The sequence below is a fragment of the Mycobacterium talmoniae genome, from assembly GCF_001854525.1.
In the GTDB taxonomy this organism is placed as follows: domain Bacteria; phylum Actinomycetota; class Actinomycetes; order Mycobacteriales; family Mycobacteriaceae; genus Mycobacterium; species Mycobacterium talmoniae.
This window is the reverse complement of the sequence record NZ_MLQM01000021.1, coordinates 1-26,194: the sequence shown is the minus strand read 5'-3', so window position 1 is coordinate 26,194 and position 26,194 is coordinate 1. Positions and strand designations below refer to the sequence as shown.

Annotated in this window: 27 protein-coding genes and 2 pseudogenes; 21 read left to right on the top strand and 8 right to left on the bottom strand. The window is 62.4% G+C overall.

Features of this window, described 5'->3' with window-relative positions; genetic code table 11:
• Window position 1 precedes the first annotated feature (1 nt).
• The 3 genes from BKN37_RS06580 to BKN37_RS06570 are packed head-to-tail and all read left to right on the top strand — an operon-like array spanning window position 2 to window position 1,826.
• Window positions 2-961: a DUF7065 domain-containing protein gene (locus BKN37_RS06580; protein WP_242657118.1), complete on the top strand. Its 960-nt coding sequence runs from the start codon at window positions 2-4 to the stop codon at window positions 959-961.
• Window positions 843-1,544 (top strand): LLM class flavin-dependent oxidoreductase, encoded by a 702-nt coding sequence (locus BKN37_RS06575; protein ID WP_131823530.1) that lies wholly within the window; start codon window positions 843-845, stop codon window positions 1,542-1,544. Before BKN37_RS06580 ends, BKN37_RS06575 begins: the two co-directional genes overlap by 119 nt.
• The gene (locus BKN37_RS06570) at window positions 1,545-1,826 is read left to right on the top strand and encodes an LLM class oxidoreductase (RefSeq protein ID WP_071023545.1); all 282 of its coding nucleotides are present in this window, start codon (window positions 1,545-1,547) and stop codon (window positions 1,824-1,826) included. It begins immediately after the preceding gene.
• Here the strand turns inward: BKN37_RS06570 and BKN37_RS06565 are convergent.
• The 5 genes from BKN37_RS06565 to BKN37_RS06545 all read right to left on the bottom strand — a co-directional run bounded on the left by BKN37_RS06565 (window position 1,823) and on the right by BKN37_RS06545 (window position 7,861).
• Window positions 1,823-2,470, bottom strand: coding sequence for a TetR/AcrR family transcriptional regulator (locus tag BKN37_RS06565; protein WP_083341616.1), 648 nt, complete (start codon window positions 2,468-2,470; stop codon window positions 1,823-1,825). The two genes, BKN37_RS06570 and BKN37_RS06565, sit on opposite strands and share 4 nt — an antisense overlap.
• Complete coding sequence (locus BKN37_RS06560) at window positions 2,451-3,476, bottom strand: DUF7064 domain-containing protein (RefSeq protein ID WP_071023541.1); 1,026 nt, start codon at window positions 3,474-3,476, stop codon at window positions 2,451-2,453. Before BKN37_RS06560 ends, BKN37_RS06565 begins: the two co-directional genes overlap by 20 nt.
• Window positions 3,449-5,152 (bottom strand): PEP-utilizing enzyme, encoded by a 1,704-nt coding sequence (locus BKN37_RS06555; protein WP_083341615.1) that lies wholly within the window; start codon window positions 5,150-5,152, stop codon window positions 3,449-3,451. The genes BKN37_RS06560 and BKN37_RS06555 overlap by 28 nt, the downstream gene beginning before the upstream one ends.
• Window positions 5,153-5,425: 273 nt before the next feature.
• Window positions 5,426-6,142: a TetR/AcrR family transcriptional regulator gene (locus BKN37_RS06550; protein WP_071023539.1), complete on the bottom strand. Its 717-nt coding sequence runs from the start codon at window positions 6,140-6,142 to the stop codon at window positions 5,426-5,428.
• A 72-nt stretch (window positions 6,143-6,214) separates the two neighbouring features.
• Window positions 6,215-7,861, bottom strand: a complete 1,647-nt coding sequence (locus tag BKN37_RS06545) for a GMC family oxidoreductase (protein WP_071023536.1) — start codon at window positions 7,859-7,861, stop codon at window positions 6,215-6,217.
• A 135-nt stretch (window positions 7,862-7,996) separates the two neighbouring features.
• Between BKN37_RS06545 and BKN37_RS06540 the strand changes: the two genes are divergently transcribed.
• The 18 genes from BKN37_RS06540 to BKN37_RS27620 all read left to right on the top strand — a co-directional run bounded on the left by BKN37_RS06540 (window position 7,997) and on the right by BKN37_RS27620 (window position 23,455).
• Window positions 7,997-8,791, top strand: a complete 795-nt coding sequence (locus tag BKN37_RS06540) for an SDR family NAD(P)-dependent oxidoreductase (protein ID WP_071023534.1) — start codon at window positions 7,997-7,999, stop codon at window positions 8,789-8,791.
• A 42-nt stretch (window positions 8,792-8,833) separates the two neighbouring features.
• Window positions 8,834-9,934 (top strand): TIGR03857 family LLM class F420-dependent oxidoreductase, encoded by a 1,101-nt coding sequence (locus tag BKN37_RS06535; protein ID WP_071023532.1) that lies wholly within the window; start codon window positions 8,834-8,836, stop codon window positions 9,932-9,934.
• Window positions 9,931-10,302, top strand: a complete 372-nt coding sequence (locus tag BKN37_RS06530; protein WP_071023530.1) for an FAD-dependent oxidoreductase — start codon at window positions 9,931-9,933, stop codon at window positions 10,300-10,302. Before BKN37_RS06535 ends, BKN37_RS06530 begins: the two co-directional genes overlap by 4 nt.
• A gap of 67 nt (window positions 10,303-10,369) precedes the next feature.
• Entirely contained in the window at window positions 10,370-11,374 is a 1,005-nt protein-coding gene (locus tag BKN37_RS06525) for a phosphotransferase (protein WP_083341613.1), read from the top strand.
• A gap of 193 nt (window positions 11,375-11,567) precedes the next feature.
• Window positions 11,568-12,221 carry a cysteine hydrolase family protein gene (locus BKN37_RS06520; RefSeq protein ID WP_131823529.1) on the top strand — a complete coding sequence of 218 codons (654 nt, stop codon included), beginning with the start codon at window positions 11,568-11,570 and terminating at the stop codon, window positions 12,219-12,221.
• Between the two features lie 69 nt (window positions 12,222-12,290).
• A complete protein-coding gene (locus BKN37_RS06515; RefSeq protein ID WP_131823528.1) occupies window positions 12,291-12,509 on the top strand; it encodes a hypothetical protein in 219 nt (72 codons plus the stop codon).
• A gap of 189 nt (window positions 12,510-12,698) precedes the next feature.
• The gene (locus tag BKN37_RS06510; protein ID WP_242657117.1) at window positions 12,699-13,625 is read left to right on the top strand and encodes an MlaE family ABC transporter permease; all 927 of its coding nucleotides are present in this window, start codon (window positions 12,699-12,701) and stop codon (window positions 13,623-13,625) included.
• 65 nt (window positions 13,626-13,690) lie between these two features.
• Window positions 13,691-14,497 carry an ABC transporter permease gene (locus BKN37_RS06505; protein WP_095407012.1) on the top strand — a complete coding sequence of 269 codons (807 nt, stop codon included), beginning with the start codon at window positions 13,691-13,693 and terminating at the stop codon, window positions 14,495-14,497.
• Window positions 14,498-14,519: 22 nt separating this feature from the next.
• Entirely contained in the window at window positions 14,520-15,605 is a 1,086-nt protein-coding gene (locus BKN37_RS06500; RefSeq protein ID WP_071023521.1) for an MlaD family protein, read from the top strand.
• Window positions 15,605-16,666 (top strand): MlaD family protein, encoded by a 1,062-nt coding sequence (locus tag BKN37_RS06495; RefSeq protein WP_071023518.1) that lies wholly within the window; start codon window positions 15,605-15,607, stop codon window positions 16,664-16,666. Before BKN37_RS06500 ends, BKN37_RS06495 begins: the two co-directional genes overlap by 1 nt.
• Entirely contained in the window at window positions 16,654-17,625 is a 972-nt protein-coding gene (locus BKN37_RS06490; protein WP_194074144.1) for an MlaD family protein, read from the top strand. The genes BKN37_RS06495 and BKN37_RS06490 overlap by 13 nt, the downstream gene beginning before the upstream one ends.
• A complete protein-coding gene (locus BKN37_RS06485) occupies window positions 17,625-18,749 on the top strand; it encodes an MlaD family protein (RefSeq protein ID WP_083341624.1) in 1,125 nt (374 codons plus the stop codon). The genes BKN37_RS06490 and BKN37_RS06485 overlap by 1 nt, the downstream gene beginning before the upstream one ends.
• A gap of 44 nt (window positions 18,750-18,793) precedes the next feature.
• Window positions 18,794-19,747 (top strand): MlaD family protein, encoded by a 954-nt coding sequence (locus BKN37_RS06480; protein ID WP_423212769.1) that lies wholly within the window; start codon window positions 18,794-18,796, stop codon window positions 19,745-19,747.
• Window positions 19,744-20,697 carry an MlaD family protein gene (locus BKN37_RS06475; protein WP_071023516.1) on the top strand — a complete coding sequence of 318 codons (954 nt, stop codon included), beginning with the start codon at window positions 19,744-19,746 and terminating at the stop codon, window positions 20,695-20,697. Before BKN37_RS06480 ends, BKN37_RS06475 begins: the two co-directional genes overlap by 4 nt.
• Before the next feature lie 33 nt (window positions 20,698-20,730).
• A complete protein-coding gene (locus tag BKN37_RS06470) occupies window positions 20,731-21,492 on the top strand; it encodes a hypothetical protein (protein ID WP_083341612.1) in 762 nt (253 codons plus the stop codon).
• A gap of 209 nt (window positions 21,493-21,701) precedes the next feature.
• Window positions 21,702-22,283, top strand: coding sequence for a hypothetical protein (locus tag BKN37_RS06465; protein ID WP_071023586.1), 582 nt, complete (start codon window positions 21,702-21,704; stop codon window positions 22,281-22,283).
• A gap of 54 nt (window positions 22,284-22,337) precedes the next feature.
• On the top strand, window positions 22,338-22,928 hold the full coding sequence (locus BKN37_RS29750; RefSeq protein ID WP_242657115.1) for a hypothetical protein: 591 nt from the start codon (window positions 22,338-22,340) through the stop codon (window positions 22,926-22,928).
• Between the two features lie 143 nt (window positions 22,929-23,071).
• Entirely contained in the window at window positions 23,072-23,455 is a 384-nt protein-coding gene (locus BKN37_RS27620) for a hypothetical protein (protein WP_083341611.1), read from the top strand.
• Between the two features lie 240 nt (window positions 23,456-23,695).
• Here the strand turns inward: BKN37_RS27620 and BKN37_RS30260 are convergent, their stop codons facing one another.
• The 3 genes and pseudogenes from BKN37_RS30260 to BKN37_RS06450 all read right to left on the bottom strand — a co-directional run.
• Window positions 23,696-24,250, bottom strand: a complete 555-nt coding sequence (locus BKN37_RS30260; RefSeq protein WP_423212770.1) for a hypothetical protein — start codon at window positions 24,248-24,250, stop codon at window positions 23,696-23,698.
• A 464-nt stretch (window positions 24,251-24,714) separates the two neighbouring features.
• Window positions 24,715-25,767, bottom strand: a pseudogene (locus BKN37_RS06455) (lytic murein transglycosylase); the annotation flags it as partial.
• Between the two features lie 126 nt (window positions 25,768-25,893).
• A pseudogene (locus BKN37_RS06450) lies at window positions 25,894-26,194 on the bottom strand (ABC transporter ATP-binding protein); the annotation flags it as partial.

The window sequence follows — 26,194 nt, the reverse complement described above, 5'->3', positions numbered from 1 at the left end:
GATGAAGCAATACGACTACGACGATGAAGGGAGCCACGACACGGGCACCGACGCGCCGGACTGGCAGGAGAGCGTGTTCGTGCACTGGTATGACCGCCAGGCCGGGGTGGGGGGAGTGTCCCGCATCGGTCACGAGCCGAATCGTCCGGGTGGGGGTACTAGTGCGCTGCAATGCTTTGTCGCAACCGCCGACGGTGTGCGTTTCCGTCGCAACGACTATCAGTTGCCGCTGGAGCCTCCCGTGGCCGAGCGGGCATTCCGCGCCGGCGGCTCGAGCTGGCTCGTTGATCAGGGCAGACCGCAACTGGTGATCGATGAGCCGGGCGTGACTGCGGACCTGGTCATGGACAACTTCTACCCGTTGACCGACTTCTTCCCGCCGACCAGCAGCATGGCCCAGGATTTCGCCGCGGATCACTACGAAACCTCGGGTCGTATTCGTGGCAGCGTCCGCATCGATGGCCGCAGCTACGACGTGGACGGCATGTACCATCGTGACCACTCCTGGGGCCTGCGCAAGACCATGACGTTGAAGAGTCATCGGTGGATATCCGGCACTTTTGGGCCTGAGCTGTCCTTCGGATCGATCCTGTGGCATGCGTCTGACGAATCGCTGGTGAAGGTGGGATACCTGGTGCGCGACGGGCAGATTGACTACGCCGCTGATGTCGACGCTCTCGCGTACCTGGAACCCGATGGTCTTACCCACCGCGGCGGGGAAGTGCGTTGGACGATGCCGACGGGTGAGACGCTGGAGATGCGTGCGGAGTTGATGGACGCAGTGGTGGCTCAACTGCACAGTGTCTACTACATCGATGCCATCTGCGATGTCCGCCACCCGGATGACGGACGTCTGGGGATGTGCGACTTCGAGATCAGCAACAACGCGCGGATGGGTACCGGTGCGGTCGGCACGGCGATCAGCGCGACGTTGCAGGACGGCTTCAGCAGACGCAGCTGAGGCTGCCCCGGGCCGCACCCAGGATCCGGCGCCGGCGCTGCAGCAGGCAGTTGACGCCGAGCGGCTGGGTTTCCGACGGGCGTTCGTGTCGGAACGGTTCGACCTCAAGGAAGCCGGAGCGTTACTGGGTGGTGTTCTGGCCCGCACGAGCCGACTGGAGGCCGGGACGGGAATCGCGGCCGCGGGGGCTCGGAGCCCGCTGATGGCGGCTGCCATGGCCGCCACGTTGCAGGCTGCTTACGGGCATCGATTCATCTTCGGACTCGGACGCAGTTCGGGGCCTTACCTGGCTGGGCAGGGCATCCGGGAAATGGGGTTGAGGGGATTCGAGGACTACTTCGACTTGCTGCGACGCTTGTTCCGGGGCGAGGAGGTCACCTACCAGGGCCCAGCGGGGAATTACCAGGGCATGCGCACCGTGGACCCGAAAGCGTTTCGGATCCTGTACTACATGATCACGGCGAACGACCTCGATGAGGAATACACCCGCGCCATTGCGCATGCGCGCCTGGTCACCTATTCGGTCGGAATGCCCGCCTTTGCCCAGGCTTACATCACCAACAACGGTTGGGATGCGACGTAGATGCGGCGTCTGCTGGACGATCAACGGTTCCAGTCGATGGGACGGCCGACCGTCGATCAGACCTACCACCGTTCCGACCTGATCGAGGTGTCGAAACGGGTGCCCGAAGAATGGGTGCACGACACCTGTGCCATCGGATCGCTGTCACACTGCCTGGACAAACTCCGCCAGTACCGCAACGCGGGCGCCGATGAGATCGGCTTCTACGGCAGTACCCCGGCCGAGAACGCACGGCTGATCGATGGCTGGCGCGGGAGCGTCGATCGTAGCCCATCAGGCTAAGGGCCGTAGGTGCCGAGCAACCGATACAACGACGTCCGGAAGCGGTGCTCGGCCGAGTCGGCGTTGAAATGACCCGCGATGTGGGCCAGCGCGGGCAGCATCGTCGTATTGATCTCGCGGACCCGATACGTGTCGTGCAGGCGCTGACCGGTGCCGGGTAAGGAAGCGCCGAGGGTGTAATACGCCAATGTCACAACCGTATCTGCTGCCGCATCGGCATCGAAGCCGGCATCCAGCAATATCCCGACCAGACGGTTGGCGTGGCGGTGGAAGTGGGGACCGGCGACGGCCTGCTGGGCGACGATTGTGGCCACCGCGGGCAAGGCCACGAGCTTCGCCCGCATCGCCACGAAGAAATCCAGCAGCGAGTCCTGCCAGGTGATATCGGTGCGAGCATCGGGTATGTCCCCCAGAGCGGCGTCGGCGAGCAACTCAAGCACCTCGTCCTTGCCGGAGACGTGGCGGTACAAGGCCCTCGGTGTGCACCCCAACCGGTCGGCGAGTACGCGCATCGATACCGCTTCCAGCCCGTCGGCATCGGCGACCGCCGTAGCCTCGGCGATGATCGCGTCGAGAGTCAAGAAATTGCGGTAGTCGCGCGGCTTGGTGCGAGTGCCGCCGCCGTCACGACTGGAAGTTGGCACGGATGAAGTCCGTCCACATCGCCACTTGGCTGTCGCCGTGTCCGATTCGGCCGTCGCATTCCCAGCGGGTCAGGCCGATGCTCATGTGCACATTGGACCAGGTATGCCAGTTTGCGCCGGCCCGCACCCGCCCTTCCAGTCGGTGCTCGGTCCCGGTTTCGTCGACCACCATGACGTGATGCGCGGCCTGCCGACGACCCGAATCGTCCCATTCGGTCTGGATGTGTGCGGAAGTGATGGTCCGTAGCACGCCGTCCTGCCATACCCAGCCACGGTTCATCGCCTGTGACATCGCCGGCCGCTCGGGGAAACGGTCGCGCCAGCGCGCGGTCGCGGGATCCTCGAGTCCGGTGACGTGAATGGCGTAGTCATCGCTGAACATCGCCATCAGCCAATGGATTCCAGAAACCACCGTAGGATCTTCGGTTCGTGCCTCACCCCACGAGCGGTCGCGCACCGCGAGGCTATCGACCGGGTATTGCTGGCCGCGCAGCGTGAGGGTTCCCGTGCTCCGCATCACCTGGTCGAAGTGTCGGTTCGATGGCAGCATCGCCGGCGGCATGACCGCGGTCTGCGTGACATCGAACGAGTTACCGCGGGTCGGATCGTCATAGGAGATCCGGATCGACCTCAAGGGTTCGAGCACCTGGTAGCGGAAACCGTTGGGTAAGGTCACATCGCTGAGGTCACCACCGTCGTCGGTGATCGCAGTGTCGGGAACGAAGTCGCGCATATCGAATAACTCGGCCTCGAGTTGGGAACGCTTGAATCCCTGCCAGCACCACGCGCCACCACTCATCGTCCGCATGTTCGGATGCAGCCAAATGTAGTTCAGGCAGTGAATATCTGCCTCGGGAACACTGAACCCGGTGAACACCGTCTCCACCAGCGCGGGGTCGGTATTGTCGACGCGGGCCTCGCGGTGCATGCCTTCGTCGCTGGCGCGGGTCTCGCCGAACGAATCGGCGACCTGCGCGTTCATGAAGTACGAGGTGTTCTTACCCATCGCGCTCCTTGGTTGTCCTCGTCATCTGGGTGAGCTGGTTCCAGCACGGTGACGGTGCCGGCTCCGCCGTCGATCCGCACCCGGTCGCCGGTTCGCAGCAGTGCCGTTCCGTTGCCGGTTCCGATCACGCACGGCAACCCCATTTCACGGGCGACGATGGCGCCGTGCGACGACGTCGACCCGACGTCGATCACGGCACCCGCGGCAAGGTAGAACGCGGACGCCCACGAGGGATCGGTGGTACGGCACACCAAGATCTCGCCCTCCTCGAGATCGTCGCAGTCGCTGGCAGAGGCGAGTACCCGAGCTCTGCCCTCGGCGATCCCGCCCGCGGCGGCGGTACCGGTGACCTGTGAGATCCGCTCGTCACTGCCTGCCGACGCGGCGATCGGCTCAGGCTGGCCGATCCAGCAGTCCGGCACGTCGATCTTGGTGTAGGCCGTATGCAAGGCGCGGCGGTGGTCCACCAGGATCCGCGCATCCGCCGGTGCGCTACCGCGCACCTCGTCGATGGTCAGGAAGAACACGTCACGCGGCTCATCGATGACACCCTCGGTGACTAACTGTCGGCCGCGCACGCCGCATGCCGCGCGGGCGCCGTCGAACGCCTTGGCGAGAGCGGCTTTCCCCTCCTCGCGAAGCGGGATGAACGTCGCCGCCAGCTTCAGCAGCAACCAGCCGACGGGGCGCTTGGCCCTGGGCAGCGCACGGATCAGTTCGCGTTGAGCGGCATGGCGGCGGTAGGTCCGTTCCCGTGACTGTGCAGCCGGGTCCGGCCGGCCGGTGAGCGCGCGGTACTTGACGATGAGCCGCTCTACCGGGCGGGGATCCTCGCGCCAGGACGGATTGGACACCTCCACCTCGCCCGCGCAGCGGAAGCCGTACTCGGCGAGGAACTCGCCCAACGACGCCGACCCCCGCGCCACCCGTTCGAGTGCTGACACCAGTTCCACTTCGACCATCTGTCCGTAGCCGGTGGACAATTCCAGCTCCAAACCTGGTTTGCCCGCGCTGACTGCAAGCTTACCCAACGCGTCGAAAATGCCCTGGGCCACAAAGGTGCCCGCGACGTGGACCCGCATCGCGTACTCGAGCATCTCGAAAGATTCGTCGAACTGCGCCTCGACTGGACGGGACAAGCCAGCGGGCGACGTCGCGAAGCGCCACCAGTCGTCGATGCGGGACACCATCTTTCGCAACCGCTTCGGCAAGCCCAGCACAGTGATCGGCGCCTTGACCGCGATGATAGGGTAGCGCCGCGCCGAGGTGGTGTCCTCGACATTCTCGCGGGTGGAGCCGAAGATCTGCTCCTCGAATGCCGCGCCCGATGAGCCGGGGATGAGATCGCTGACCCTGCGGAAGTAGTTGATGCCCGCCGTGTAGCGGCCGTAGAACACCGCAGATGTCGCCTCGCCCGGTGTTGGCGCGACCACGACTTCCGACCGCTTGAGCACCCCGAGGTCGTAGAACGTGCCGTTGACCGCGAGGTCGGAGATCGGCAGCCACAGCGTTGCGCCGAGTGGGCTCATCACACCCTGGTAATTCTCCCGGGTGTTGATCGTCGACCAGGCGTCGTTCGGAGCGGATTGATGATGCATCGGGTTTGGGGTGTGCAGGTCGAGCGCCGGCGCGTCGCGCGACTCCGACAGAGGCGAATCGCCAGGCAGATCAGACATGGGTGAAGTATACGATGTGTACTTCGTGTTTCGCGACCGATGGTTCGAATGAGTTCTGTGCAAGTTGTTGGCGATCCGTCCGCCTAGGTAGCTGTCATCCGGGCAACAAGTCGCTGGGCACGTCTGGCATGGGAGTTACCGATTAGTGCGTGTCTGATAGATAGGGAAGTCAGAGGGTGACTGTGCCTAGGACGCACCTCAGGCGCGATATACCTCAAGCCTCAGGCATAACACCCGAAACATTTGTCAGAGACGCCCTAGGCGTCACCGTGCTCATTCAGGTCGATTTCCCTTGTCTCGGCTCGGTTGAGCTTTTGTGGGCGTGCACGTTGACCGGCTAGGGGACGGAGCACGCGGCACTTGCTGGCGCAGCGCTTGAACAATCAACGCGAGCCCAGCACGGAAGTCCTCCGGAGTGTTGAGGGTATCTCCTGCTGAGATCGACAGCAGAGTCGCAAACCGCACCGGCTCTGCTGAGAGGCGGCTGAAACGATGGGCGCGGGTCTCAGGGGCGCGGCGATACGCGGCACGACGGTGGGCGTACCCGGTTGCGAATGCGCTAAGCGTTGCGAGCCCGCTGCGGACGCCGTTGTCGTCGAAGCCGGCTGACCGCAATGCCCGGGCGATTCGTTCCATCGCGTCGAGAACCGCGGCGGCGTCGACCGGTTGGATGGCCATGATCTCGGCAAGGTGGGTGTGGGCTTCGAACTCAGCCCCGACCGCGAGAATGACCTGCTGGATTGCTTCGTGCCAGGGCAAGTCGTCGGTCGCTGGCAGCTCGACGTCCGCGAGATAGGTGTCGACGACGGCGCGGAGCAGTTCCTCCTTGGTGGCGACGTGACGGTAGAGCGACATCGGTGCCGCGCCACACGCGGTCGCGAGTTTGCGCATTGTCAGCGTGTCTACCCCGTCGGACTCGATCATCGTGATCGCGGTTGCAATGATCGAGTCACGGGTAAGCTGCCCTCCCCCTTTAAGTGATGCCGGCATCAGAGGATTGTCGCATTGGTGCGGATGCTGGTTGAGATCCGGGAGAGTCGGTGCCGTCGCCAGCCGGATGCATCAGTGCGTTTGGCGCCGCGTTGCGGCGGTGCGGTTGGCGGCGTTCGCGTCGCGATTCAAGATGATATCGGCGGCATGCCAGGCCATTGCGAGGATGGGGCCGTTGGTGTTGCCCGATGGCATCACCGGCCAGATTGAGCCGTCGACGATCCGGAGTGCATCGAGTCCCCGTACGCGCAGCCTGGCGTCGACAACGTAGCTGTCGTCTGGGCCCATAGCGCATGTGCCGCTGGCGTGGAATGCGCAGTTACCGTTACGGATGGCGTATCGAATCACGTCCTGATCGGTGTTGACGTGGGGGCCCGGGTAGGTCTCGTTTTCGACGAGGTCGGCTAGCGGGGATGCGGTGACGATGTCACGCAGTCGTCGCAGGAGGTCGACGGTGGCGCGTTGATCCTCGGGCTCTTGCAGGTAGGCGGGGTCGATCGCAAGTGGAGCATCAGGGTCGGCGCACGTAATGTGCAGGGACCCTCGACTTTCAGGACGGAGGATGTAGCCGCCGATGCTGAATCCTGGAAGCGCTTCGGGGGTGAGCTCCTCGACCATCGTGCCTTTGCGGAGGCTGAACGGGGCGACGAGGAACATGGCATCGGGTCGCGGGAACTCTGGGCGGGTGCGACAAAACGCCATGACGTCATAGGCGGGGAGGGCGAGCACACCCCGGCGGGTCACCAGATAGCGTGCACCGGTGAGTGCTTGTCGCAGCGGTGTGCTGATCTGCCGGTTGTAGCCCAGTCGTTCCCGCAGCCGCCACTGCGGGATGATCGCCCGGTGCTCTCGGAGGCGCGATCCCACCGCGGGTTGCTCTATCACGCAACCGACACCGGCTCGGGCGAGCACCGCTGGGTCGCCGACGCCGGAGAGTTCGAGTAGCCGGGGTGTCTCGATGCTACCGAGCGAGAGGATCACCTCTTGGCTGGCACGAAAGTCGTGTTCTTTGCTCCTGTAGCGTGCTCGCACTCCAACGACCCGGTTACCGTCGAGCAGGAGTCTGATCGCTCGGGCGCCGGTCACGATGTCGAGATTTGGACGGCCGGCGGCGCGTCCGAGGAAGGCGCGAGCGACGCTATAGCGTCGCCCGTTCTTGATCGTCGCCGGCGCGTAGCCGATGCGCTCCTCGTCGGTCGCGTTGACGTCGGGCACCCGACGGATGCCCAGCTGATGCGCCGCCTCGATCGCCGCCTCGCAGACTGGCTCGCGTACCGGGCTCACCGAGATGTGCAGTGGTCCATCGGCGCCGCGAGTGGCGCTTGCGCCGAGCTCGTGATGCTCGATAGCTCGATAGGCAGGCAGGATTGTGTCCCATCCCCAACCTGGGTTCCCAAGCGCCTCGACCGCGTCATAGTCAGCGGCGTGCCCGCGGTTCCAGAGCATGCCGTTGACAGCACTCGATCCGCCGAGGCCGCGTCCGTGCGGCCAGTTCTCGCCTCCGCTGAGGTCACCGAACGGAAGGGTGGGGTAGCTGTAGGAGAGCCGCGGTGAGGTTAAGGCGAACCGCAGACCTTTGGGAATCCCAATCCGCGGGTCCCGATTTCGACCGCCGGCCTCCAGCAGCAGAACGGTCGCGCCAGTGCCGTCAGTCAACCGGTCCGCAAGGACACAGCCCGCCGAGCCGGCCCCCACGATCACGTAGTCATAGCCAAGCATTCGCTTTCCAATGGTTGCGTACACGTACGCTTCATGGTACCTATTAAATATGTTCGCTGCCAATCTTGAGCCGACCACAAATGCCTCACGCTGGCGCACGGGCAGCACAGCAATGTGCCCGGAGGGAAAGTAAGCGTGGGCTCAGCGGAGCGTCGCACCTACGCGCTCGTCACGGGCGCCTCATCGGGCCTCGGCTGTGAACTCGCCCGGCAGCTCGCCGCCCAAAGACATGACGTCCTTCTGGTCGCGCGGCGACGCGACCGGCTTGAGCGCCTAGCGCAGGAGATTCGCCGCGATCACGGCGTCCTCGCGGAGATGATGGCATGCGATCTCGCCAGTGCGGAGGGTCGGCGCCAGCTGGTCGATGACATCGACGCCCTTGGCGCCCAAGTGGATCCGCTAGTGCTATGTGCTGGCTTCGGAATTGGCGGGAGCTTTATCGCGCAGGGCGCGGAACGTCTTGAGGCGATGATTCGGACGAACGTCGAAGCAACGATCATGCTTGCCCATGTGTTCGCGCGGCGGATGGCGGCGCGACGGACTGGGCGCATCCTGATCATCTCGTCAATCCTTGGCAATCAACCGATGCCGAACGTCGCTGTCTACGCGGCCACCAAGGCGGCGATCACGTCTTTTGCCGAGGCGCTCAACGAAGAGCTTCGCAGATGTGGTGTGACGGTGTGCGTCGTGCTCCCTGGATCGATCGAGACTGAATTCGCCGATGTCGCGGGGCTTGACCGCGCCCAGCGACGGATGCCCGGAGCGCTGGTCTCCACCCCAAACGCTGTCGCAGCCAAAAGCCTCCAGGCGCTCGAACGCGGCGCCCGCACGACCATTCCCGGCGGCCCCGCGGTGCGCGCGCTGCATTGGATGGGTGGCCACGCGCCGCGGGCGCTGTGGCTGTCGGCCGCGCGGCGTCTTATGGCATGAATCCGCGCTTGGCATTTGTCAACCAACATCGAGGAGACAACGATGAACAGCGACGATCTCGGCCCCCCAGGGCAGCTCGCCCCAGTGGTAGAGGACCTCAGCATCTATCTCATCTGTGGGCGGGTGACGACGCGGCACGAGCGCGGGTTCACTCACGTCGGCACCGCATTGACCGATGCGCAGGCTGCTGAGCGTCTCGGCTTTCGCCGTGGGTGGCTCAGCGAACGTTTCGACCTCAAGGACGCGGGCGCGATCCTCGGTGGTATCGCCGCGCGGACCACGCGTTTCGGCGTTGGCACCGGGGTGTGGTCGGCGTCCTCGCGGCATCCCATGGTGGCGGCGAGCTTCGGTGCGACGATGAACGCCCTCTACGGGCCGCGGTTCGTGCTTGGCTTGGGACGTGGTGTGCCGTTGCCGGATATGCCGGAGTTCTCGTTCGGCCAGTTCGTCCACTACGCAGAAACGGTCAAGGCACTCTGGTGCGGTGGCGTGGTGGACTACAACGGCACCCAGCTGAGGACCGTCGATGCCCTGGGTGAGGTGCCTAAACCAGAGATCTGGGCGTGTGGGTACGGGCGCCCCAAGTTCGCCAAGGCTGCCGCGCACGAGGTCTTCGATGCGGTGATGCTCTATCCATTTTTGACGGTTGAGGCGGTGCGCACCGTGGTCGAGCGGCTGCGCAATGCGTGCGCGGACCGCGGTCGTGACCCGGAGTCACTGCGGATTTGTCACCCAATCGTGGTAGCGCCGGAGCTCGATGACTTCACGACGCGCGCTTACGCGCACGCGCGTGCGGTGACCTACCTCGAATGGCCCGGCCACGGCGAGTCGCTCTGCGACTCCAACAAGTGGGACACTTCGGTGCTCACACAGCTGCGCGAGCACAAGCAGCTGCAAGGTAAGAACGCCGACCAAGATTTCCACCGCGCCGAGCTCCTGGAGCCTGCACGGCTCGTGCCGGATGAGTGGATGGAAGAGTCGTGCGCGATCGGCACCGCGGCGCATTGTGTCGACCGACTCGCCGAGTACCGGGCTGCGGGTGTGGACGAGATCGCGATCTACGCCAGCACCCCGGCCGAAAATGCGGAACTCATCGCCCGGTGGCGCGAGCGCGCAGCGAAGCGACAGGCGGCGGCGGTATGAGAATCACTGACGTCGACGCGGTCGTTGTCGGGTCGGGCTGCGGCGGGCTGATCGCCGCGACCAAGCTGCGTGAAGCGGGCCTGGACCCGCTGTTGATCGAGAAGACGGAATATGTCGGGGGCACGGCCGCGTGGGCGCTCGGCGGCCTGTGGTTCCCCGCGAATCCACTCGAGCCCGAGGCTGGCATCGCGGACTCAGTCGAGGACGGCCTGGCGTATGTGGAGGCCGCAGTTGGAGACCAGGGCCCGGCGACGACGCGCGCTCGCCAGGAGGCCTACATGCGTGGCGGTCAGCGTCTCATCCAGCGCCTCACTGTCTACCCGCAGGACACAGCCACGCTAGCGACGTTCCTCAAGTCGAACGCCTGAGCGTCAACGATTGCAGCGATATCTCGCACCGGAGCGCGGCGACAATCGAGAGGAGCGACAAGTCGCTATGCCAGTGACCGATGAGACCCTAGCGCCCGCCGAGAGGCTCGAAGATCTGACCCCCGACTGGCTGACCACCGCACTGCAACACGGTGGGGTCGTCGCGCCGTCGGCGCGGGTGGCCGGCGTCGAGGCCACCACGATAGGCACGGGGGCAACTCGGCTCGGTAGTCCGATGCACCCTTACCCATTCCGGGGTGAGGGGCCGGCGTCGGTGATTGTGAAGCTCCCGTCGACCGATGAGGGCAGTCGGCAGCTGGGCGCGGCAGTCGGCATCTACGAAAGCGAAGTCCGCTTTTTTCGGGAGATCGCTTCGACTGTCGACATTCGGGTCCCAGACGTCTACTTCGCGGCGCTGGAGTCCGATAGTGGCCGGTTTACCCTGGTGCTGGAGGACCTTGGTGGGTTCGCAACAGTCGGTGACATGATCGCAGGCGCCAGACCGGAGCAGGCCGAGCTGGCGCTCGCTGAGCTGGCCGGCTTGCAGGCGCCGCGCTGGAACGACCCCGAGCTGACGCGCCTGCCCTGGCTCGCCGACACGACACGTACCCGGATGCTGTTCGCCATGGTGGCCCCCGCCGTGGAAAATTTCGTCGAGCGCTTCGGCGAGCGGCTCAACCCTCGCCATGTCGACTTGATCCGCCGACTCGCACCCCTCGCCGCGCAGGTGCCAGACCTCGTTTGGCGACCGCCGTTCGTGGTGTGCCACGGCGACTACCGCGTGGACAACTTGATGTTCGGCAACACCGAGGACGCCCCGCCGATCACGGTGATCGACTGGCAGGTCGTACGCGTGGGGCCACCGCTGCTCGACGCGGCGACTTTCATGGCATCCTGCGTCGAGCCCGAGTGGCGCCGGGCCAACGAGCACCGGCTTTTGGACGCTCACCACCGTCGCCTCGTGGAGCGGGGCGTGTCTGGCGACAGCCGCGATGACGTCCGCGATGATTACCGCTGCTGCTCGCGGTGGCGATGTCGGTCACCCTACAGCGGACCGACCGCGGCGACATGATGTGGGCGCGGCTGGTGTCGGGTGCCGCCGAGTTGGTGACTGACGCCGGCGCGACGGAGGTGCTGGGTTGAGGTGTATTCGGTGGCTGCTGCGAGATGCCGGTCGCAGGCGCGTCGCGACGACGAGCGGTTAAGCCCGGATACGTCATCGAGATACCAGCAGATCCGTTCCAACCCCGTGAAGGAGGCCAGTCGTGACTGCAAGCACCGGCACCATTGAGACAGTTGACGCTGTACTTGTCGTCGACATGCAGAATAGTTTCCTGCACACCGATGGCGCACTGTACGAGTGCTTCGGTCAGCCGGTGGTCAACATCCCGGAGACCATCGATGCCAACGTTAGGCTTGTGAATGCGGCGCGTGCGGCGAAGAAACCGGTCGTTTTCACCCGTCATCGCTTCCGCCCAGTGTATGTCGACGCTGGGGTGATGGTGGCCCACAGTTACCGGACCGTGCTGGACGGCGCACTTCTCGCAGGCACCTGGGACAGTGCCATTGTCGACCCGCTAGAACCACGTCACGAGGAACTCGTTGTGGATAAGTCGCGGATGGACGGCTTCTACAACACCGATCTCGAGCTGATCCTGCGCGGGTACTCGGCACGGCGCATTGCTGTTGCGGGCGTGGTTACCAATGCTTGCGTCGAGACTACGACCCGGTCAGCCTCCATGCGCGACTTCGACGTCACAGTCCTGTCCGACTGTTGCAGCACCTATTCCGACCGTGATCAGCAAAACGCCCTGGAGGTCCTGGCCCGTTACGGCTTTGCGAAGGTCTGCGCCCTCGCCGAGTTCCTTACGTCATCGACACAGCAGGCAGCCAAATTGTCGGACACTGAAACCCGCTAGGATCTCGGTCGCGCACGGCGTTTCCGGCTCGACGACATGATGTTCGGCTCGCCGCGCGGCACACCACCGGTGACAGTTATTGACGGGCACGCAACAAGCTCGCTGGCCCCGCTGCTGCTGACGGTGGGGACGTCGGCGACGGTGGAGCGCTCGGCGCGCGGCGTCCTGATGTGGATCGGGGCGCTGACTCTATTGGCCTTGTGCAGCAACGTATCCCGGATCGTCATCGTGGATCGGCGTGGCCTGTTTGACGGGCTGCGGGCGTGCGTGGCATTGCGTCACCCCTAGATGCCATGTGAACGGATGACGGTACGGCTCTCCATCCGCCAGCCAGCCGCCGCCCGGCTGGCAGAAATTTTTTGAGATCCTATTCAAAAATGCGGTAGGCATGGTGTACCTTTCGACAGGAACCACGGGAGCTGTGAGCCGAAGCACAGTTAGAACACCCTGGTCGACTAGGGGAAGGTTGAGCGTTTTATGCCAACGGAGACCACGCGCGAAGCGGGTCAGGCAGCGACAAGCACGGTTGGCCTTCGCGAGCCCGGCAGCGCCGGGAGCGATCGTCGCTCCGCGGCATTGACTCCGCTCCGCGCCAGCGTCACTAAGACGGCGTCGCAGGTTGGCGGCATTCCTGCGCGCAGTGTTGCGACAACGGGGCGCGCCGTTCTCATGGCGGCCGAGGTTCTGCGCTACGCCGTGACCGACACACTCACATTGCGGCTACCGGTCGGCGAGCTTATCGTCCAAGCTTGGAGCTTGCTCAAAGTCACCGCGGTGCCGGCGGTGCTGATGGCGATTCCCTTCGGGGCGATGATCGCCGTTCAGGTCTCGGGCCTCGTCAACGAGGTGGGAGCCAACTCGCTCATCGGGTCGGCAATCGGGGTCGGCGTCGTTCGGCAGGGTGCACCAATGACCGCGGGCCTGTTGATGGGGGGCGCCGCGGCCTCGGCGATCGCCTCAGATTTCGGGGCAAGGGCCATCCGTGAGGAGCTCGATGCGTTACGGACGCTGGGAATCGACCCAGTGCGGCGTCTGGTCGTGCCGCGGTTTCTAGCGCTTGTGCTCATTGCGCCGATTCTTTGCACCATTGTCATCGCATCAGGAGTCCTGGCGGCCTTTATAATCTCGGTGACCGTTAATGACGTCACTCCGGGAAGCTTCTGGCTGTCATTCGGGGCATTCGCGAAGATCGTTGACGTTTGGTTTGCGATGATCAAAACCGTTAGCTTTGCTGGATTTGTCGCAGTGATTTCCTCGCTGCGCGGTATGGAGGCCAAGGGTGGCCCGCGAGGTGTCGCAGATGCAGTGAACGCATCGGTCGTGCTCAACGTCGTCTGTATTGTGACCGTGAATCTCGCAATCACCCAATTCGAGACGATGTTCTTCCCGATGGCGGTGGCATAGTGGCACTGTCATCGAAAAATCTCCATGCGGCACCATCAAAGTATCTCAACCTGCGCCTGATACCGATCGCACCTCTCCAAAAGCCGTTCACCACTGCCGGTCAGTGGGCGGCGTTTATTGCACAGACCCTGTGGTTATTGCCGGTAACCGTCCGCCGGTACGGGCGAGAAACTCTGAGGGTGATGAATAGTCTGGCGTGGGGGCGGGGATCACTCGTCGTCGACGGTGGCGTGATCAGTGTCTTGACGATCTTAGGCGTCACGATCGGCGCCATGGTCGCTATCGAGGCCTATGCGACCCTCGATCTGATTGGGCTGGGAGCGCTGTCCGGAATCATTGGTGGATGGGGAAACGTTCGTGAAATGGCACCGTTGGTGACCGGAGTCGCATTCGCGTCTCAGGCTGGCTGTCGGATGACTGCCGAGATCGGCTCCATGCGGATCGCCGAAGAGATCGACGCTACCGAGGCAATGGGGCTCCGAGCAATACCGTTCGTCGTGGGTACTCGCCTCGTTGGCGGAATGCTGTGTGTGGTGCCGGGGTTTCTGCTCGAGCTGATAGTGGCTTTCTTTACGTCCTACGCTGTGATTGGCCTGTCGTACCACCAGCCAGGCGGAACATACGATCACTACTTTGTTCAGTTCCTCTCGCCGACGGATATCGGATATTCCCTGCTTAAGGCCGTAGTTTACTGCACCGCCGCTACGTTGATTCATTGCTACTACGGCTATTTCGCGTCGGGCGGCCCTGTTGGTGTCGGTCAGGCTTCTGGGCGCGCTATCCGTGCAAGCCTTGTCGTGATCATGGTCCTGGACATCATGACGACCGTCATGATCTGGGGTTGGACGCCAAGTTTCGAGTTCAAGGGCTAGGTGAGCAACGTTGTTATTCCGGATGTCGGCGGAAGCCGAGGCGCGTCGGCTGACCATCATCGGTGTGGTCCTCGCGTTGTGCTTGGTCGGGGCGTGGGGGCTGATTGTCATCAACCCATTCGGTGGTCGCGGGGCTGACCGCATTTCCATCGTTATGGACCTGCCGTATCTAGGCGAGGGTGTCACCACGGGCACCGCGATGACGATGCACGGGGTCAAGGTGGGGGAGGTCACTGCCGTCTCAAGCCAGCCCAGTGGCGGTGTTCGACTCAAGGCTGATCTGCAACCCGGCCCTATCGCGGGTCTAACCGACTCGTTGGGTGTCGACTTTCGGCCGTCCAATTACTTCGGTGTCACCGGCATCAACCTGATTCCCGGCACGGGCGGCCAACCACTTCGAAATGGCACCCGAATCGGCACAGTGCCAAAGGGCAACTACACGCTGCAAGCATTGCTTTATCGCCTCGGTGAAATCACCGGTGGGGTGGTGACGCCGCAATTGGTTCAGGTGATCGATAGAGCCACGCGGTACACAGACGGGCTCAATCCGCTGATCGAGACGATGCTGATCGCGGCCGATGCGGTCGCCAAGGTGCAGACGGTGAGTACCGAGCAGCTCCTGAGGAATACAACGGGCGTCAGCGTGGCGTTCCCGCCGATTCTCGACGCGGTGACTGATGCGGGATATCAGTTCAACCATAATTCTGGCTTCGTCACGTTCCTGCAAGACGCCGATGGCGCACTTCCCGGCCAGGACTATGTTGACGTTGCTGCTACTGTCGGTCAGCGCCAAAGTCAGGAGTATTGGGACAAGCGGTCTATGGAGACACTCGACCTACTGGCCGTCAAGTTTTTCGGCGCGCTGGGCAAACTATTGTCATCGCACCCCAACGACCTCATTCCTGCCGTTAACTTGGTCCAAACCCTGACCGATGTGGTGCCGGGCCTAATAACGCCAGAAAATGTCGCTTCGGACCTAGTAGAATTGCGTACACGATTTGAAAAGCTATATGGTGGATCACCCGAACAGCGCGCGGTACAGGTGCAGATCGTGCTCGACAATCTGCCCGGTGTGGCGGCTCCAGTCAGTGCGATGGGGGGACCGTAATGAAACCTAAAGCCGCGTTGTGGCGCTTTGCGGCGGCTGCGGTCGCTGCGCTCGTCGTGTTTATCGTCCTGGTGAATGTGCTTAGACAGCCAATTGCCGCCGAGACGCGCTCATATACCGCCGAATTCACTGACGCGTCAGGCCTGCACATCGACGCAGACGTAAGGGTTCGGGGGGTGCGCGTTGGGAAGGTCAAATCGCTCGCGCTTCAGCGCAAAGCCGGGCAGAGCATTGCGGTGGTGGACTTCAGTCTCGACAAGCACTACGCAGTCGTGTCCGCGACGCGGCTCGCTATCAAATACCAGGCGCTCACCGGGTTGCGTTACGTCGACGTTGTCGATTCATCCGAAACCGCTCCTGCCGCGAGTATTATGACGCATATCCCGGCCAGCATGACGCAGCCGTCGTTCGACATAACCACGCTATTCAACGGCCTGCAGCCCGTGATCGCTACTTTAAGCCCCGAAGATATCGACATCTTTACGGAGAACGCCGCGACCTACCTGTCCGGTGAGGGCGGACTCGGGCCGATGCTCGATAGCATCCGGAAGTTAACCGAGTTCGCATCGAACCGCCAGCAGGTTATCGCGACCCTGATGCGCAATCTCAATGCCGTGGCTGAAGTGTTCGGGGGGCATTCCAAGGATTTCGTTCGGGTGCTGGACTTACTGAACCGACCCGTTGACGCCGCCATCAGCGTAATCGACGAATTCCGCAAGTCTGAGCTTTACGGGCCCGGATTCACAGCGGATGCGATCCGAATCCTTGAGAACGTAGGATTCCCACACGGCGAGAACCATAAAATCGTGCAAAAACCCGACGGAAGGATCGATATCGTCGACCCCTCGGGCGGTGATATCGCAGAGGGGCTCGACCGCGCAGTTACCGTCTTCGACGACTATATTCGCGACGTCGAGAAGTTGATACCCGTCATGTGGGACAACATCCCTCCGCCGTCGTCGCCGGACGTGCCACAACCTTGTTCGCGGGGGCGCGCCCAACTACCCGACTCCTTGGATGTACTGCTGAATGGCCAGAGAGTGATCTTATGCAATCAATAAAAGCGTTGGGCAGCTCAACGTTGTGGGGGGTGGGCGCGCTTGCGATGGTGGTGGTGCTGGCGATCGCAGCCGCCGCGGTCTATGTGAGCCCTCCCGGCCAGAGGACGGTTGTCTTCTACACCGATGACGCGGCGGCGGTCCGTCCAGGTGACACCGTGCGGATTGCCGGAATCACAGTTGGCAAGGTGAAGGACCTGGCGATCGAGCCGAACCGGGTAAAGGTCCGTACTACGGTGGACGACGACGTGTTTGTCGGTGACCAATCACAGGTTCAGGTGCGCATGCTCACGGTGGTCGGCGGTTATTATGTGAATCTCGTGTCACTGGGCAACAAACCATTAGCGAAAAATTCTATTCCGATGGAACGCGTGACCATGCCCTACAGCCTTATGCGTGCCCTAACCGATGCGACGAAGGTCACGGACCGCGTCAGTCCGAAGCCGATTCGTGAATCGCTGGACCAACTCCAGCAAGGGCTTACCGGTACAAACGTAGATACACTTTCCGCAGTCATCAATGCCGGAAATGCTCTCACGAGCACCATAGAGAAACAGCGGGGTCAGATCTCGTCGATTCTCGATCTTTCTGACGAATATATCGAATCCCTGCGTGATTTCAGCGGAGAGCTCAAACGACTCGTCGCCAAGCTTTCCATTTTGGAGCAGACGTTGATTTTGTACGGTAAGGGGTTTGGCGGTGCGCTCATGGGTATGGGTGACATCGGTGATATGTTCCTCCAACCGCTCGGTGAATTTTGGGTCAACAATCGGGAAGAATTTATCGAGAAGGTTCGCGATTGGCAGGACAGGATCACCAGATGGGTAGACAACAACAGCAGAATCGTACCCAGATTGCGCCGGATCAGAAACAAGATCGAGCGCGTGCTAGATGCCCAAAACGCGCCACCGGAGCTGCTTGCCACCGACCTGTGCATCCCGATGCCGGAAAGTCCGTGCTGATGGCCGCGGTAATAGTTCGTCGGATATTCCGCATCGCTATTGCTATGGCCACGGCCGCGGCAACCATCGCGATGACGGCCTCGTGCAGCGGCTCGAGTTCACGGGCGGACGCGGCATCATATTGTGCGATCCTGCCGGACACTGTCGGGTTGTATGTCGGTAACCCGGTCACCCAGATGGGGTACCAGATCGGCAAAGTGACGTCCATCGACGCCAATCCCACCCAGGTCCGGGTCGACTTCTCTGTGGGCGAGGGCCGGCCACTTCCGCATGATGTCAAGGCCGTCATCCGATCGCCGTCGATCCTTGCTGACCGTGCGCTGGAACTGGTCGGCAATTACAGTGGGGGCGCGCGCCTGGACGGCGGTAGCTGCATTCCCCTCGACCACTCCTTTTCACCCAAAACCATATCCGAAGTTGTTGGATCTGCGTACAACTTTATTAACTCGATTAATCCCGATGGGTCAACGAATATCGATGACACCGTTCGCGGAGTCGATCAGCTGGTGCACAATAATGGGGCAGGAGTCAACCAGCTTCTGACCAGAACGTCGTCCATGCTTGATAGCCCCGACCAGGCGATCAGCGAGATCGGATCGATCGTCCGCAACACCGCCGAGCTGACTGCGACGCTTGTCGAACTTCGGGACCCCCTCAAGGAGATCCTGCAGGATTCGCCCGTGGCAATTCAAAACGCCGGACAGGCTGTGAACGGTACCGCGGGGCTCGCCGGGCCTGGCAGCGGATATGGAACGCTCGGACCGCTGGCCGAGCTGGTGGCTATTCTGGAATCCAGGTTAGGCGAGCCGACGCAGATATTGCTCGACCACACAAGTGCCACCATTAGAAAGGTAACCCCCCACATCAACGCCTTGTCGGATCTGTTCGTCGTCGCGCCGTGGTGGATCAATACGGTAGCTAACCATTTCAACAGGCGCGATTTCCACACCTTCAACCTCGCCTACCGGCCTCCGTTGTATAGAATCCCAACACACAACGGGCTCGCGCTCTGCGGCATGATGAACGCAGCGTCGCCCGGCAGCTGCGCCGATGTGAACGGTCAGCCGTTTGCGGTCGATGTCGCGCTGCTGCAGTACGTACTCACCCAGGCGGCGAACCAATGAGCCGCCGGGGATGCGCGGTTGTCGCCGCTGTGGTAGCTGGTGCCATGCTGCTCTCATCGTGTGCGTCGATCACTGTGAACTCGTTGCCGCAGCCGGGTCGCAGCTATCGCAGCGGCTACGACATCGTTGTGGAGTTCGCCAACGTCCTCAACCTGCCCGACCGAGCAAAGGTCGTGGAGGATGGCACCGTCGTCGGTACGGTCACCAACATCGACCTCAAGAGCGATCATGTTGACGTCACCTTGCGGATTGGTTCCGAGGTGGTGGTGCCGTCGAATGTTCGCGCGACAATGCAGCAGGCCACGGTGCTCGGCGACACCTATGTAGCACTCGAGAGCGCCAAGCCGGGGGAGACGGCCCCGTCGTTGGGGCCGAATGGGCGAATTCCGTTGGCGCAAACAACCTCTCCGCCCCAACTTGAAGACACGATCGCCAACATGGCGAATTTTGTTGGCAGCGGGTCCATACAGCGCGCCCAGAACACAATAATCGGGATCAACAGGGTGACGCCGTCACGAACTACCGGCGAGCTCCCGAATCTGGTGAAACGTGTTGCGGGAGACCTCTCGGATCTAAGCGACAACATCGACACGGTCGATAAATGGCTCGACGGCGTATCCGGAACAGCCGATGTGATGTACAGAAATATTCCCAAATATGAATACTTTTGGTCACCGGACGGTATGCAGGGGTGGGACCGTTCAACACAGACGGCATGGTATGTGGCTACCGTACTTCCCTCTATCGGCACGATCTACAGTGGTGGATTCTGGCTGGTGCCACTGCTGGAGTCGCTCGGCGCTACAACGGAGGCCCTACAGAAGAGCAAATGGGCGTTCGAGAAGGAGGCGCCTGCATGGCAAAGATTGCTCACGGACTTCTTCCTCCCTGTGGACAAGTACCCGGCGATAAACATCACATCAGTGGTCGGTCCTGATGGAAGGGAACTGTTGGGCAATGTTCAGGATGTGTTACGGATGCTCGGAGCAACGCCATGAGAATACGGAACCTGCTGTCATTCGCTATGCTCGGTGCGATTATCGTCGTTGCGGTCAGCATTATTGCGTCGTACGGTGTGCGGACCGGGCTGCCCGCTAAACGAACCAATCTTTCCATGGCAGTGCCCGACATAAAGGGGCTTGTTGTCGGTTCAAATGTTCTGCTACGTGGTGTGGCCGTCGGCAAAGTGACCAGCATCAAGTCTACGGTCAGCGACGCTACCATCGACTTCTATGTTGAGGGCGACCGCCACATTCCCGTCGACTCTGAGGTGCGGCTGGACAATTTATCCGCGCTCGGCGAGGCGTTCATCGGACTGATGCCACGTACGAGCGGGGGGCCGATGTTGAAGGACGGTCAGCGCATCGCAACGGAGTCGATAAACGTGCCGCCCTCGATTTCACAGCTGGCAACGGCTGTTGTCCGAGTGCTCAACCAACTCGACCCCGAAGAACTCAAGCGAATCCTGAGTGAGGCCGACGCAGCCCTGCCGGCTCCCGCGCAGGTGCTGCCTAACCTGGCCCGGTCGAGCATGCTGCTCCGGGCGCAGGTGATGGGCATGCAGGGACGGGGACGGGAAGTAGTGGGTAATTTCCAGACGCTCCTGCAGAACGCGGGCTGGGTTGGGCCTAAGCTCGCTGACTCGGTGTCACCGACTTGGTACGCGGGATTGGGCATCGCGGGAACCTATCAGGGCATGATGCACACCATTCACTGGAATAACCCGAGAGACATGCAGCTGTTCGGGGATTTCCTCGAGAGGGTTCAGAAGTTCTTAGACTCGAGGGGGCCCGACCTCAAGGTGATCACGGAAGCGCTGTTGCCGCATTTCCAAGGTATCGGGGGAGCCCTTATGAATTTCGACAGTGCGCAGATCCTTTCCAACGTACTGCAGCACATCCCGGAGGATGGTGCGATTGAACTGCATGTCACCATTCCCGACCGTTAGGCCGGGCCATCATCGAGATTGTAAGGGGAACCCGTGACCGTGACTGAAAACGGAACCAAGAAGACGTCATCTGAGGTTACTGATGACGAGAAGACCGAGATGAGCACTAGGGACTCGAAGACATCCGCCGAAGCGTCTGGGTCTGGGCCGCCGGTCGGGTCTGATTCGAGCGATGACGAGCGGATCGAGGAGGACTCGAAGGCAATCGAGGAGGACTCCAAGGCAGTCGAGTCCGAGGCGTCCGGTCCGGAGCCGCCGGTCCAGAAGGTCCGCCGGCGTGTGTCGATTTCGGTGCGCGGATTGATATTGTCCGCGGTGATTTGTGTTTTAGTTGGTGCTATCGGCGTGCTGGCGTGGTTGTATATCGGTGCACACAGCAAATTGGATGCACAAGCCCGCGAGGCCGGCAACGATAAGCGTGCCGAGGAAATCGCGCTTGACTATGCCGTGCGTGCCGCGCAGATGAACTATCAGGACCTCAATGCCTGGAAGGTCGAGTTGGTCAAGGGGACTTCTCCCGAGCTGAAGGAAAAGCTGAGCAAGGCGGCTAACGATATGGAGCAGATTCTCGCTCCGCTTCAATGGACTTCGACGGCGCGGCCATTGGCGGCGAAAGTGCGCTCAGATACCGGCGGAACGTATATCGTCGATGCCTTCGTCAGCGTGCTCACCAAGACGGTGCAAGCTCCGGAAGGGCTTCAGTCCACCGCCACGTACAGCCTGACAATTGACAGCAACAAAGATTGGCAGATCAGCGATGTCGGCGGGATCGGCGCAACTCCTGGCCCAAGATAGCGAGTTGGGTTGGAGAAGCGGTTAGAGGATGGAGTATTCGGTGTCGGCGAAAGTGCGGCGGTGATGGGCGAGTGGATCTCGGAGGCGTCAGCCGGGCAGCTATCCCCTGCCCGGCTGACGATAACTGTTGCGGAGGGTGGCGTATGCGTATCTCAGCTGTACGAGCGTTGGTGAAGAGGAGCATCTCTTCCCGAGGCCCTGCCGTGATGATGTTGTGCGTCTTGATCGTGGTCTCGGGAACGGTCCTCGCCGGTCGTGCAGGGGCCGATCCGCTGGATCCGCCTGGACGCGATGAGGTCGCGCCGCGGCTGCCCGTGGTGATACCAACTGCCAGCAACTGGCAGCCTAAGTTTCCATTCCCGTTTGATCAGACTCGAGGCCAAGTTACCGAGACGGATATCAATGCCGAACGCGAAATGTGCCAATGGTTCAATGAGCAATACTCCGATCTGAGGTTCCAGATCGAGAGATTTAATAACAGTTTGGTGCGCAGGAACGGCCAATGGGACGCCGATGGTGTGCAGGAGCGGGCTGATGCCGTGACGGCGAATATCGACCAGTCGGTGGACTTCCTCGCTCCACGTGCTGAATCTCTTACCCAGGCCTATGACCATGCGGGAGACATGTACTTTCCGATCTACCAGGGCCAGGCCTTCTACCGCCTGTACCAGCATCTGTACAACGTCGGCAATGGCATTAAGGGCCGCCAGCCGACCTGGTTTACCGGCCCGTCGTTCCAGGAAGTGTTGCATTGGGGCAGCAGGATCAATCGGTCCCGTGTCTGTGACTGAGCATCGGCGTACAGACGCGTAGTGGGCAGAAGACATTTGGATGAGGAGGGATAGGTGCTGAGAACCTACGCCGACACTGGCGCGGCATCTCCGGGCGTTCGATGCTGCACACCGAGAGTCGGCAATGCAGTTGTGGCAGTGGCGGTTATCGCAGCCGCCGGCGTCCTGTTCACGCCGCCGGCTGCCGCCGAGGCTGATCCGAATCTCAAGGACACGGTGGTTTCGGAGCGGGCCAAGACGCAATGCCCGCCGCTTCGATATGACCCCATGGTCGAACACGCCGCGGAGATCGTGAATCGTTCAACCGACGACTATGTCAGCCACAGAACGAAGAACGTGCCAGCCGACGGGCCGACGGACTCGCTGCCTATTCTGAAGGATCTTGGTAGCAGTGCGACCGCGGCTTTGTCGCTTCAAGGCGCTGGCCACAACAGCGACAAGGACGCCATCCATGGCGTGGTATTGGAAGGGATTACCCCGGGCGTCGGTAAGGTCTTACACAAGGGCGTGGGTGTATTCAAGCCTTTGGAGGAGTTAGGCGCTCCCCCGTTCGGGGATTGCTCCTTGAACACTTTCGGTGTCAGCATGATTCACAATGTGGAGCACGGTTTCAGCCTCGCCACGGTCGTCCTGGCAACGATATGACCGGCGAGAGTGGGACGCGGCCGAACATATCTCCGCGGGATCGTCTGCGTGCACGGGCACCCGTGGTACCCGCTGATGGGCCCGCCCGCACCCGGTCAGCCGACACAGTCGAATCGATCGTCATAGCCCCTATAGGAGGCCGCATGCTGCGGGTCATAGAAGTGATGATCGCCTGCGTAACAGTCTGCATAGCAGCACTCGTAAACGCATCTACCGCTTCGGCCGACGAACTGGTGACGTATGAGGTGGTTTCCGAAGACATCGGAATGGCGAATATCGAATATGAGGATTCGACCGGGCGGGTAGCGCAGGAGGGTGTGATGCTTCCATGGCGCGTTGACGTCATGGTTCATGCGGTACGTAAACCGCCGCCAGATGGCAGTCAGGTCCGGGCGGATTGGCGCCCGGTCGCTGGGCCGGCCAAGTGGGTGAGTGTACGTATCATCTACCAGGGTAAACTGCTCTGCCAAAATACTTTAGACGTTGGGAACGCCACCTGTTACGGGATCACCCCGCGCATTACCTAAAATAGCTGCGGGCCGGTTTCGTGGTCCAGACGAGTCCAGACGAATGGGCGGATCGCTCACCGGGCGAGTGTGTCCACGACTCTGACGTCGCGCGGTCGCATCAGTGATGGCAAGTTCAGATGATGGCCAGCACCATCGTCGTCTACCCGGCAGGGCCCTGCCCCGGGTAGACGACGAACCCGCGCCTAGACCGGCGGCCGGTGTCCGCTTTGTGAACCAACTTTCACTATTGGCGCGTGACTAGCTGTAGCATGGGCCGCCGGTGTCTGGCGGGTTACATGCTGCGGGCCCCAGCGTCACCCAGCTCTGATCTGTCCAAGGCGCCGATAGCCATGTTTTGGTGGGCTCGATCACGAAACGAAGCGGACCGCGCTCGCAATAGGTCCTGTTATCCACCGTCGCTGCACAAGTTGTCCCTTCGTGCGTAATGCGACTGTGCGCGGGTAGCGGCCGTTCCGCTTGGGTATTCGGGAACCGTGCCGCTACTGTCCAGTCGTAGTGCATTGCCCGGTCTCCGTCGATCCAGCCAAGGTGGCTGACTCCTGGTGGGGCTCCGGGGATATCGCCAGCGCAGCCGAAGCTACCCCTGCGCCAGATCCCGCAATTCTGTCCCGTCGGGGACACGAACCACACGCCGCCGGGAAGGGCGTAACTGCCGGCGTCGACGTCGTCGTAAAACCGGATATCTGGATAAGGATTGGGCCCTGCGCCCGCTGGGTCCGGGTCGGCCTGAGCCGCCGCTGCGCTACTCAGCGCCAGAATGCCTACACCAACAACTGTCGCGGTGCGGTACAGGCGTTTTGCTGTCCGCTTTCCCCGGTGATGGATGTAATGACCCACGCAGATGACGGTATCAGAAAGTAGAGCAAACCGTTAAGTTTTCTGTCGGTTCCGGTCGAAAAGTGGGTTGCCGGCAGCGTTCGATTGGAACAGTAATCACTGTGGCGGATTGGGCAGAGATCTGGCGGTTGCGCCGGTCGGAATGAAGTGTATGCCGATCAAGGCGAACGCTGGGGGTGGGCCGCAATACGGTGCGGCGAGCGCTGGCAGCTGGCGGGGCCGCCAAAGTTCAGCGGCCAGCTGGCGTGTCGAAAGTCCACGCCGTCGAGCAGCAGACGGGAGTTGTTGCGGGCATATCCGTCGATGCCGGCGACGGTGATCGCCGAGCGGATCGGAAGGACGCATGGGTCAGTCAAGCCCATGAGACTCAGTTGCTTTGGCGCGAGCTGTTAAGCCTGGGTGCCTGCTGGCGGGGGCAGGGGGTCCTGTTGTTGGACGCAGTCCACGGTGCAACCGGGCGACCACGGGGCCGGCGGTCGATCGACGGCGTCAGGCGGTCCGACGTCGATCAGCGGCATCTGCGCCAGCGGATCGGTGGATGGCAGTCCGTGCATGTTGAGCGGCAGCCCTGGACCAAGCCCCTCCGGATTCTCCAAGTGCATGTCGCCGAGTGGCGGAGCGAGCCCGCTTATCGGGGGCAGATCGATTGGCACCACGCCTGTGGCATAGGCCGCGGCCCAGCCCAACACGTTGCGGGCATACGGCATCGAATTGTTGTAGCGCAGCACTGCGGACAGAGCCTGCGACTGGTCCCGTAAGTCCAGCCCGCCACTGCACAGGTACCGGGCAGCACCCAGCGCGGCGTCGTACAGGTTTTGCGGATCGGTGTCGCCGTCGCCGTCCCCGTCGGCGGCATAGCGCGCCCAGGTGCGGGGAAGGAACTGCATCGGTCCCATGGCACGGGCGTAGGTGATCTGACCGCCAGCTCTGCTTTGGACGATGGTCTCGTTGCCAGGCAACGTACCGTCTAGCGGCGGGCCGTAGATCGGCCGGACGGCGGTGCCGCGTGCGTTGGTGGCACCGCCGTTGGCGTGCATCGACTCGATGCGACCGATCCCGGCCAGCAGGCTCCAGCTGATCCCACAACCGGGGTCGGAGGCCGCCATCATCTGCTCGGCGTTGCGGTACGCGGACAACGCCATGGCCGGGATGCCCAGGGCGCCAACGTGGTTCATGACCGCCGCCGGCGGAGGTGGGGCCGACGGGGATGCCGACCCGATATGCACGCTGGCCGGCGGACGCTGGATCGCGACTACCGACAGGCCGGACGGGCCACTGTTACCGACCATCACGGCCGCCGGGGCAACGGCCGCGTCGCGCACAGGCACTATGGGGACCGGAGCTGCGCCGCCCGCACCGACCAGGACCAGGGGGGTGAGCACGGCGACGCTCAACGCCGGTGCCCGTCTCACCCGAATTGCCCGTTTACATATCAGCGGAAGGCCGAGGTGTGACCAACCGGCCACCGTCATCAGCAATTTGGGCACCAAGGCGGGCTCTTTAGCGTGCGGCATCCGACGGTGACGCGCCAATGTGTGCAACCTGCTTTCCGCGTACGCCGCAGCCGGCGCCGGCTTCGGGGTTTCGCTAAGTAGTGATCAGTTGGTGGGCGGTTCGTCGTCGGGGAAGTCGTGCACTTCGTATTTGTGGGTGCCTTCCAGGTCGTCGGTGATCGCGGCCTGGGCGTTCTTGGGCAGGGTGTGCAGGATCTCGCGGACCCGGGCCCGGCGCCGGGCGACCGCTTTGCGCTCGGGCATTCCCGGTGAGGTGGTCAGCTGCGGGGGCACGCCCTCGATCTCCTCGACACCGCCGTGGTGCTGACCGGCATCGAGCATGGCCTGCTCCTCGGCCATGGTGGCCTGGTCCTTTTCCTCCGACATCCCGATCGGCCCGATCCGG

Excerpts from the sequence above, each read along its gene's own strand:
- BKN37_RS06495 (WP_071023518.1), top strand. The coding sequence starts at position 15,605 with ATGAAACCTAAAGCCGCGTTGTGGCGCTTTGCGGCGGCTGCGGTCGCT.
- BKN37_RS06500 (WP_071023521.1), top strand. The coding sequence starts at position 14,520 with ATGTCGGCGGAAGCCGAGGCGCGTCGGCTGACCATCATCGGTGTGGTC.
- BKN37_RS06510 (WP_242657117.1), top strand. The coding sequence starts at position 12,699 with ATGCCAACGGAGACCACGCGCGAAGCGGGTCAGGCAGCGACAAGCACG.
- BKN37_RS06580 (WP_242657118.1), top strand. The coding sequence starts at position 2 with ATGAAGCAATACGACTACGACGATGAAGGGAGCCACGACACGGGCACC.
- BKN37_RS06475 (WP_071023516.1), top strand. The coding sequence starts at position 19,744 with ATGAGAATACGGAACCTGCTGTCATTCGCTATGCTCGGTGCGATTATC.
- BKN37_RS06570 (WP_071023545.1), top strand. The coding sequence starts at position 1,545 with ATGCGGCGTCTGCTGGACGATCAACGGTTCCAGTCGATGGGACGGCCG.
- BKN37_RS06575 (WP_131823530.1), top strand. The coding sequence starts at position 843 with ATGACGGACGTCTGGGGATGTGCGACTTCGAGATCAGCAACAACGCGC.
- BKN37_RS06560 (WP_071023541.1), bottom strand. The coding sequence starts at position 3,476 with ATGGGTAAGAACACCTCGTACTTCATGAACGCGCAGGTCGCCGATTCG.
- BKN37_RS27620 (WP_083341611.1), top strand. The coding sequence starts at position 23,072 with ATGCTGCGGGTCATAGAAGTGATGATCGCCTGCGTAACAGTCTGCATA.
- BKN37_RS06535 (WP_071023532.1), top strand. The coding sequence starts at position 8,834 with ATGAACAGCGACGATCTCGGCCCCCCAGGGCAGCTCGCCCCAGTGGTA.
- BKN37_RS06525 (WP_083341613.1), top strand. The coding sequence starts at position 10,370 with ATGCCAGTGACCGATGAGACCCTAGCGCCCGCCGAGAGGCTCGAAGAT.
- BKN37_RS06465 (WP_071023586.1), top strand. The coding sequence starts at position 21,702 with ATGTTGTGCGTCTTGATCGTGGTCTCGGGAACGGTCCTCGCCGGTCGT.
- BKN37_RS06485 (WP_083341624.1), top strand. The coding sequence starts at position 17,625 with ATGGCCGCGGTAATAGTTCGTCGGATATTCCGCATCGCTATTGCTATG.
- BKN37_RS06490 (WP_194074144.1), top strand. The coding sequence starts at position 16,654 with ATGCAATCAATAAAAGCGTTGGGCAGCTCAACGTTGTGGGGGGTGGGC.
- BKN37_RS06545 (WP_071023536.1), bottom strand. The coding sequence starts at position 7,861 with ATGCTTGGCTATGACTACGTGATCGTGGGGGCCGGCTCGGCGGGCTGT.
- BKN37_RS06530 (WP_071023530.1), top strand. The coding sequence starts at position 9,931 with ATGAGAATCACTGACGTCGACGCGGTCGTTGTCGGGTCGGGCTGCGGC.
- BKN37_RS06550 (WP_071023539.1), bottom strand. The coding sequence starts at position 6,142 with ATGCCGGCATCACTTAAAGGGGGAGGGCAGCTTACCCGTGACTCGATC.
- BKN37_RS06480 (WP_423212769.1), top strand. The coding sequence starts at position 18,794 with ATGCTGCTCTCATCGTGTGCGTCGATCACTGTGAACTCGTTGCCGCAG.
- BKN37_RS06555 (WP_083341615.1), bottom strand. The coding sequence starts at position 5,152 with ATGTCTGATCTGCCTGGCGATTCGCCTCTGTCGGAGTCGCGCGACGCG.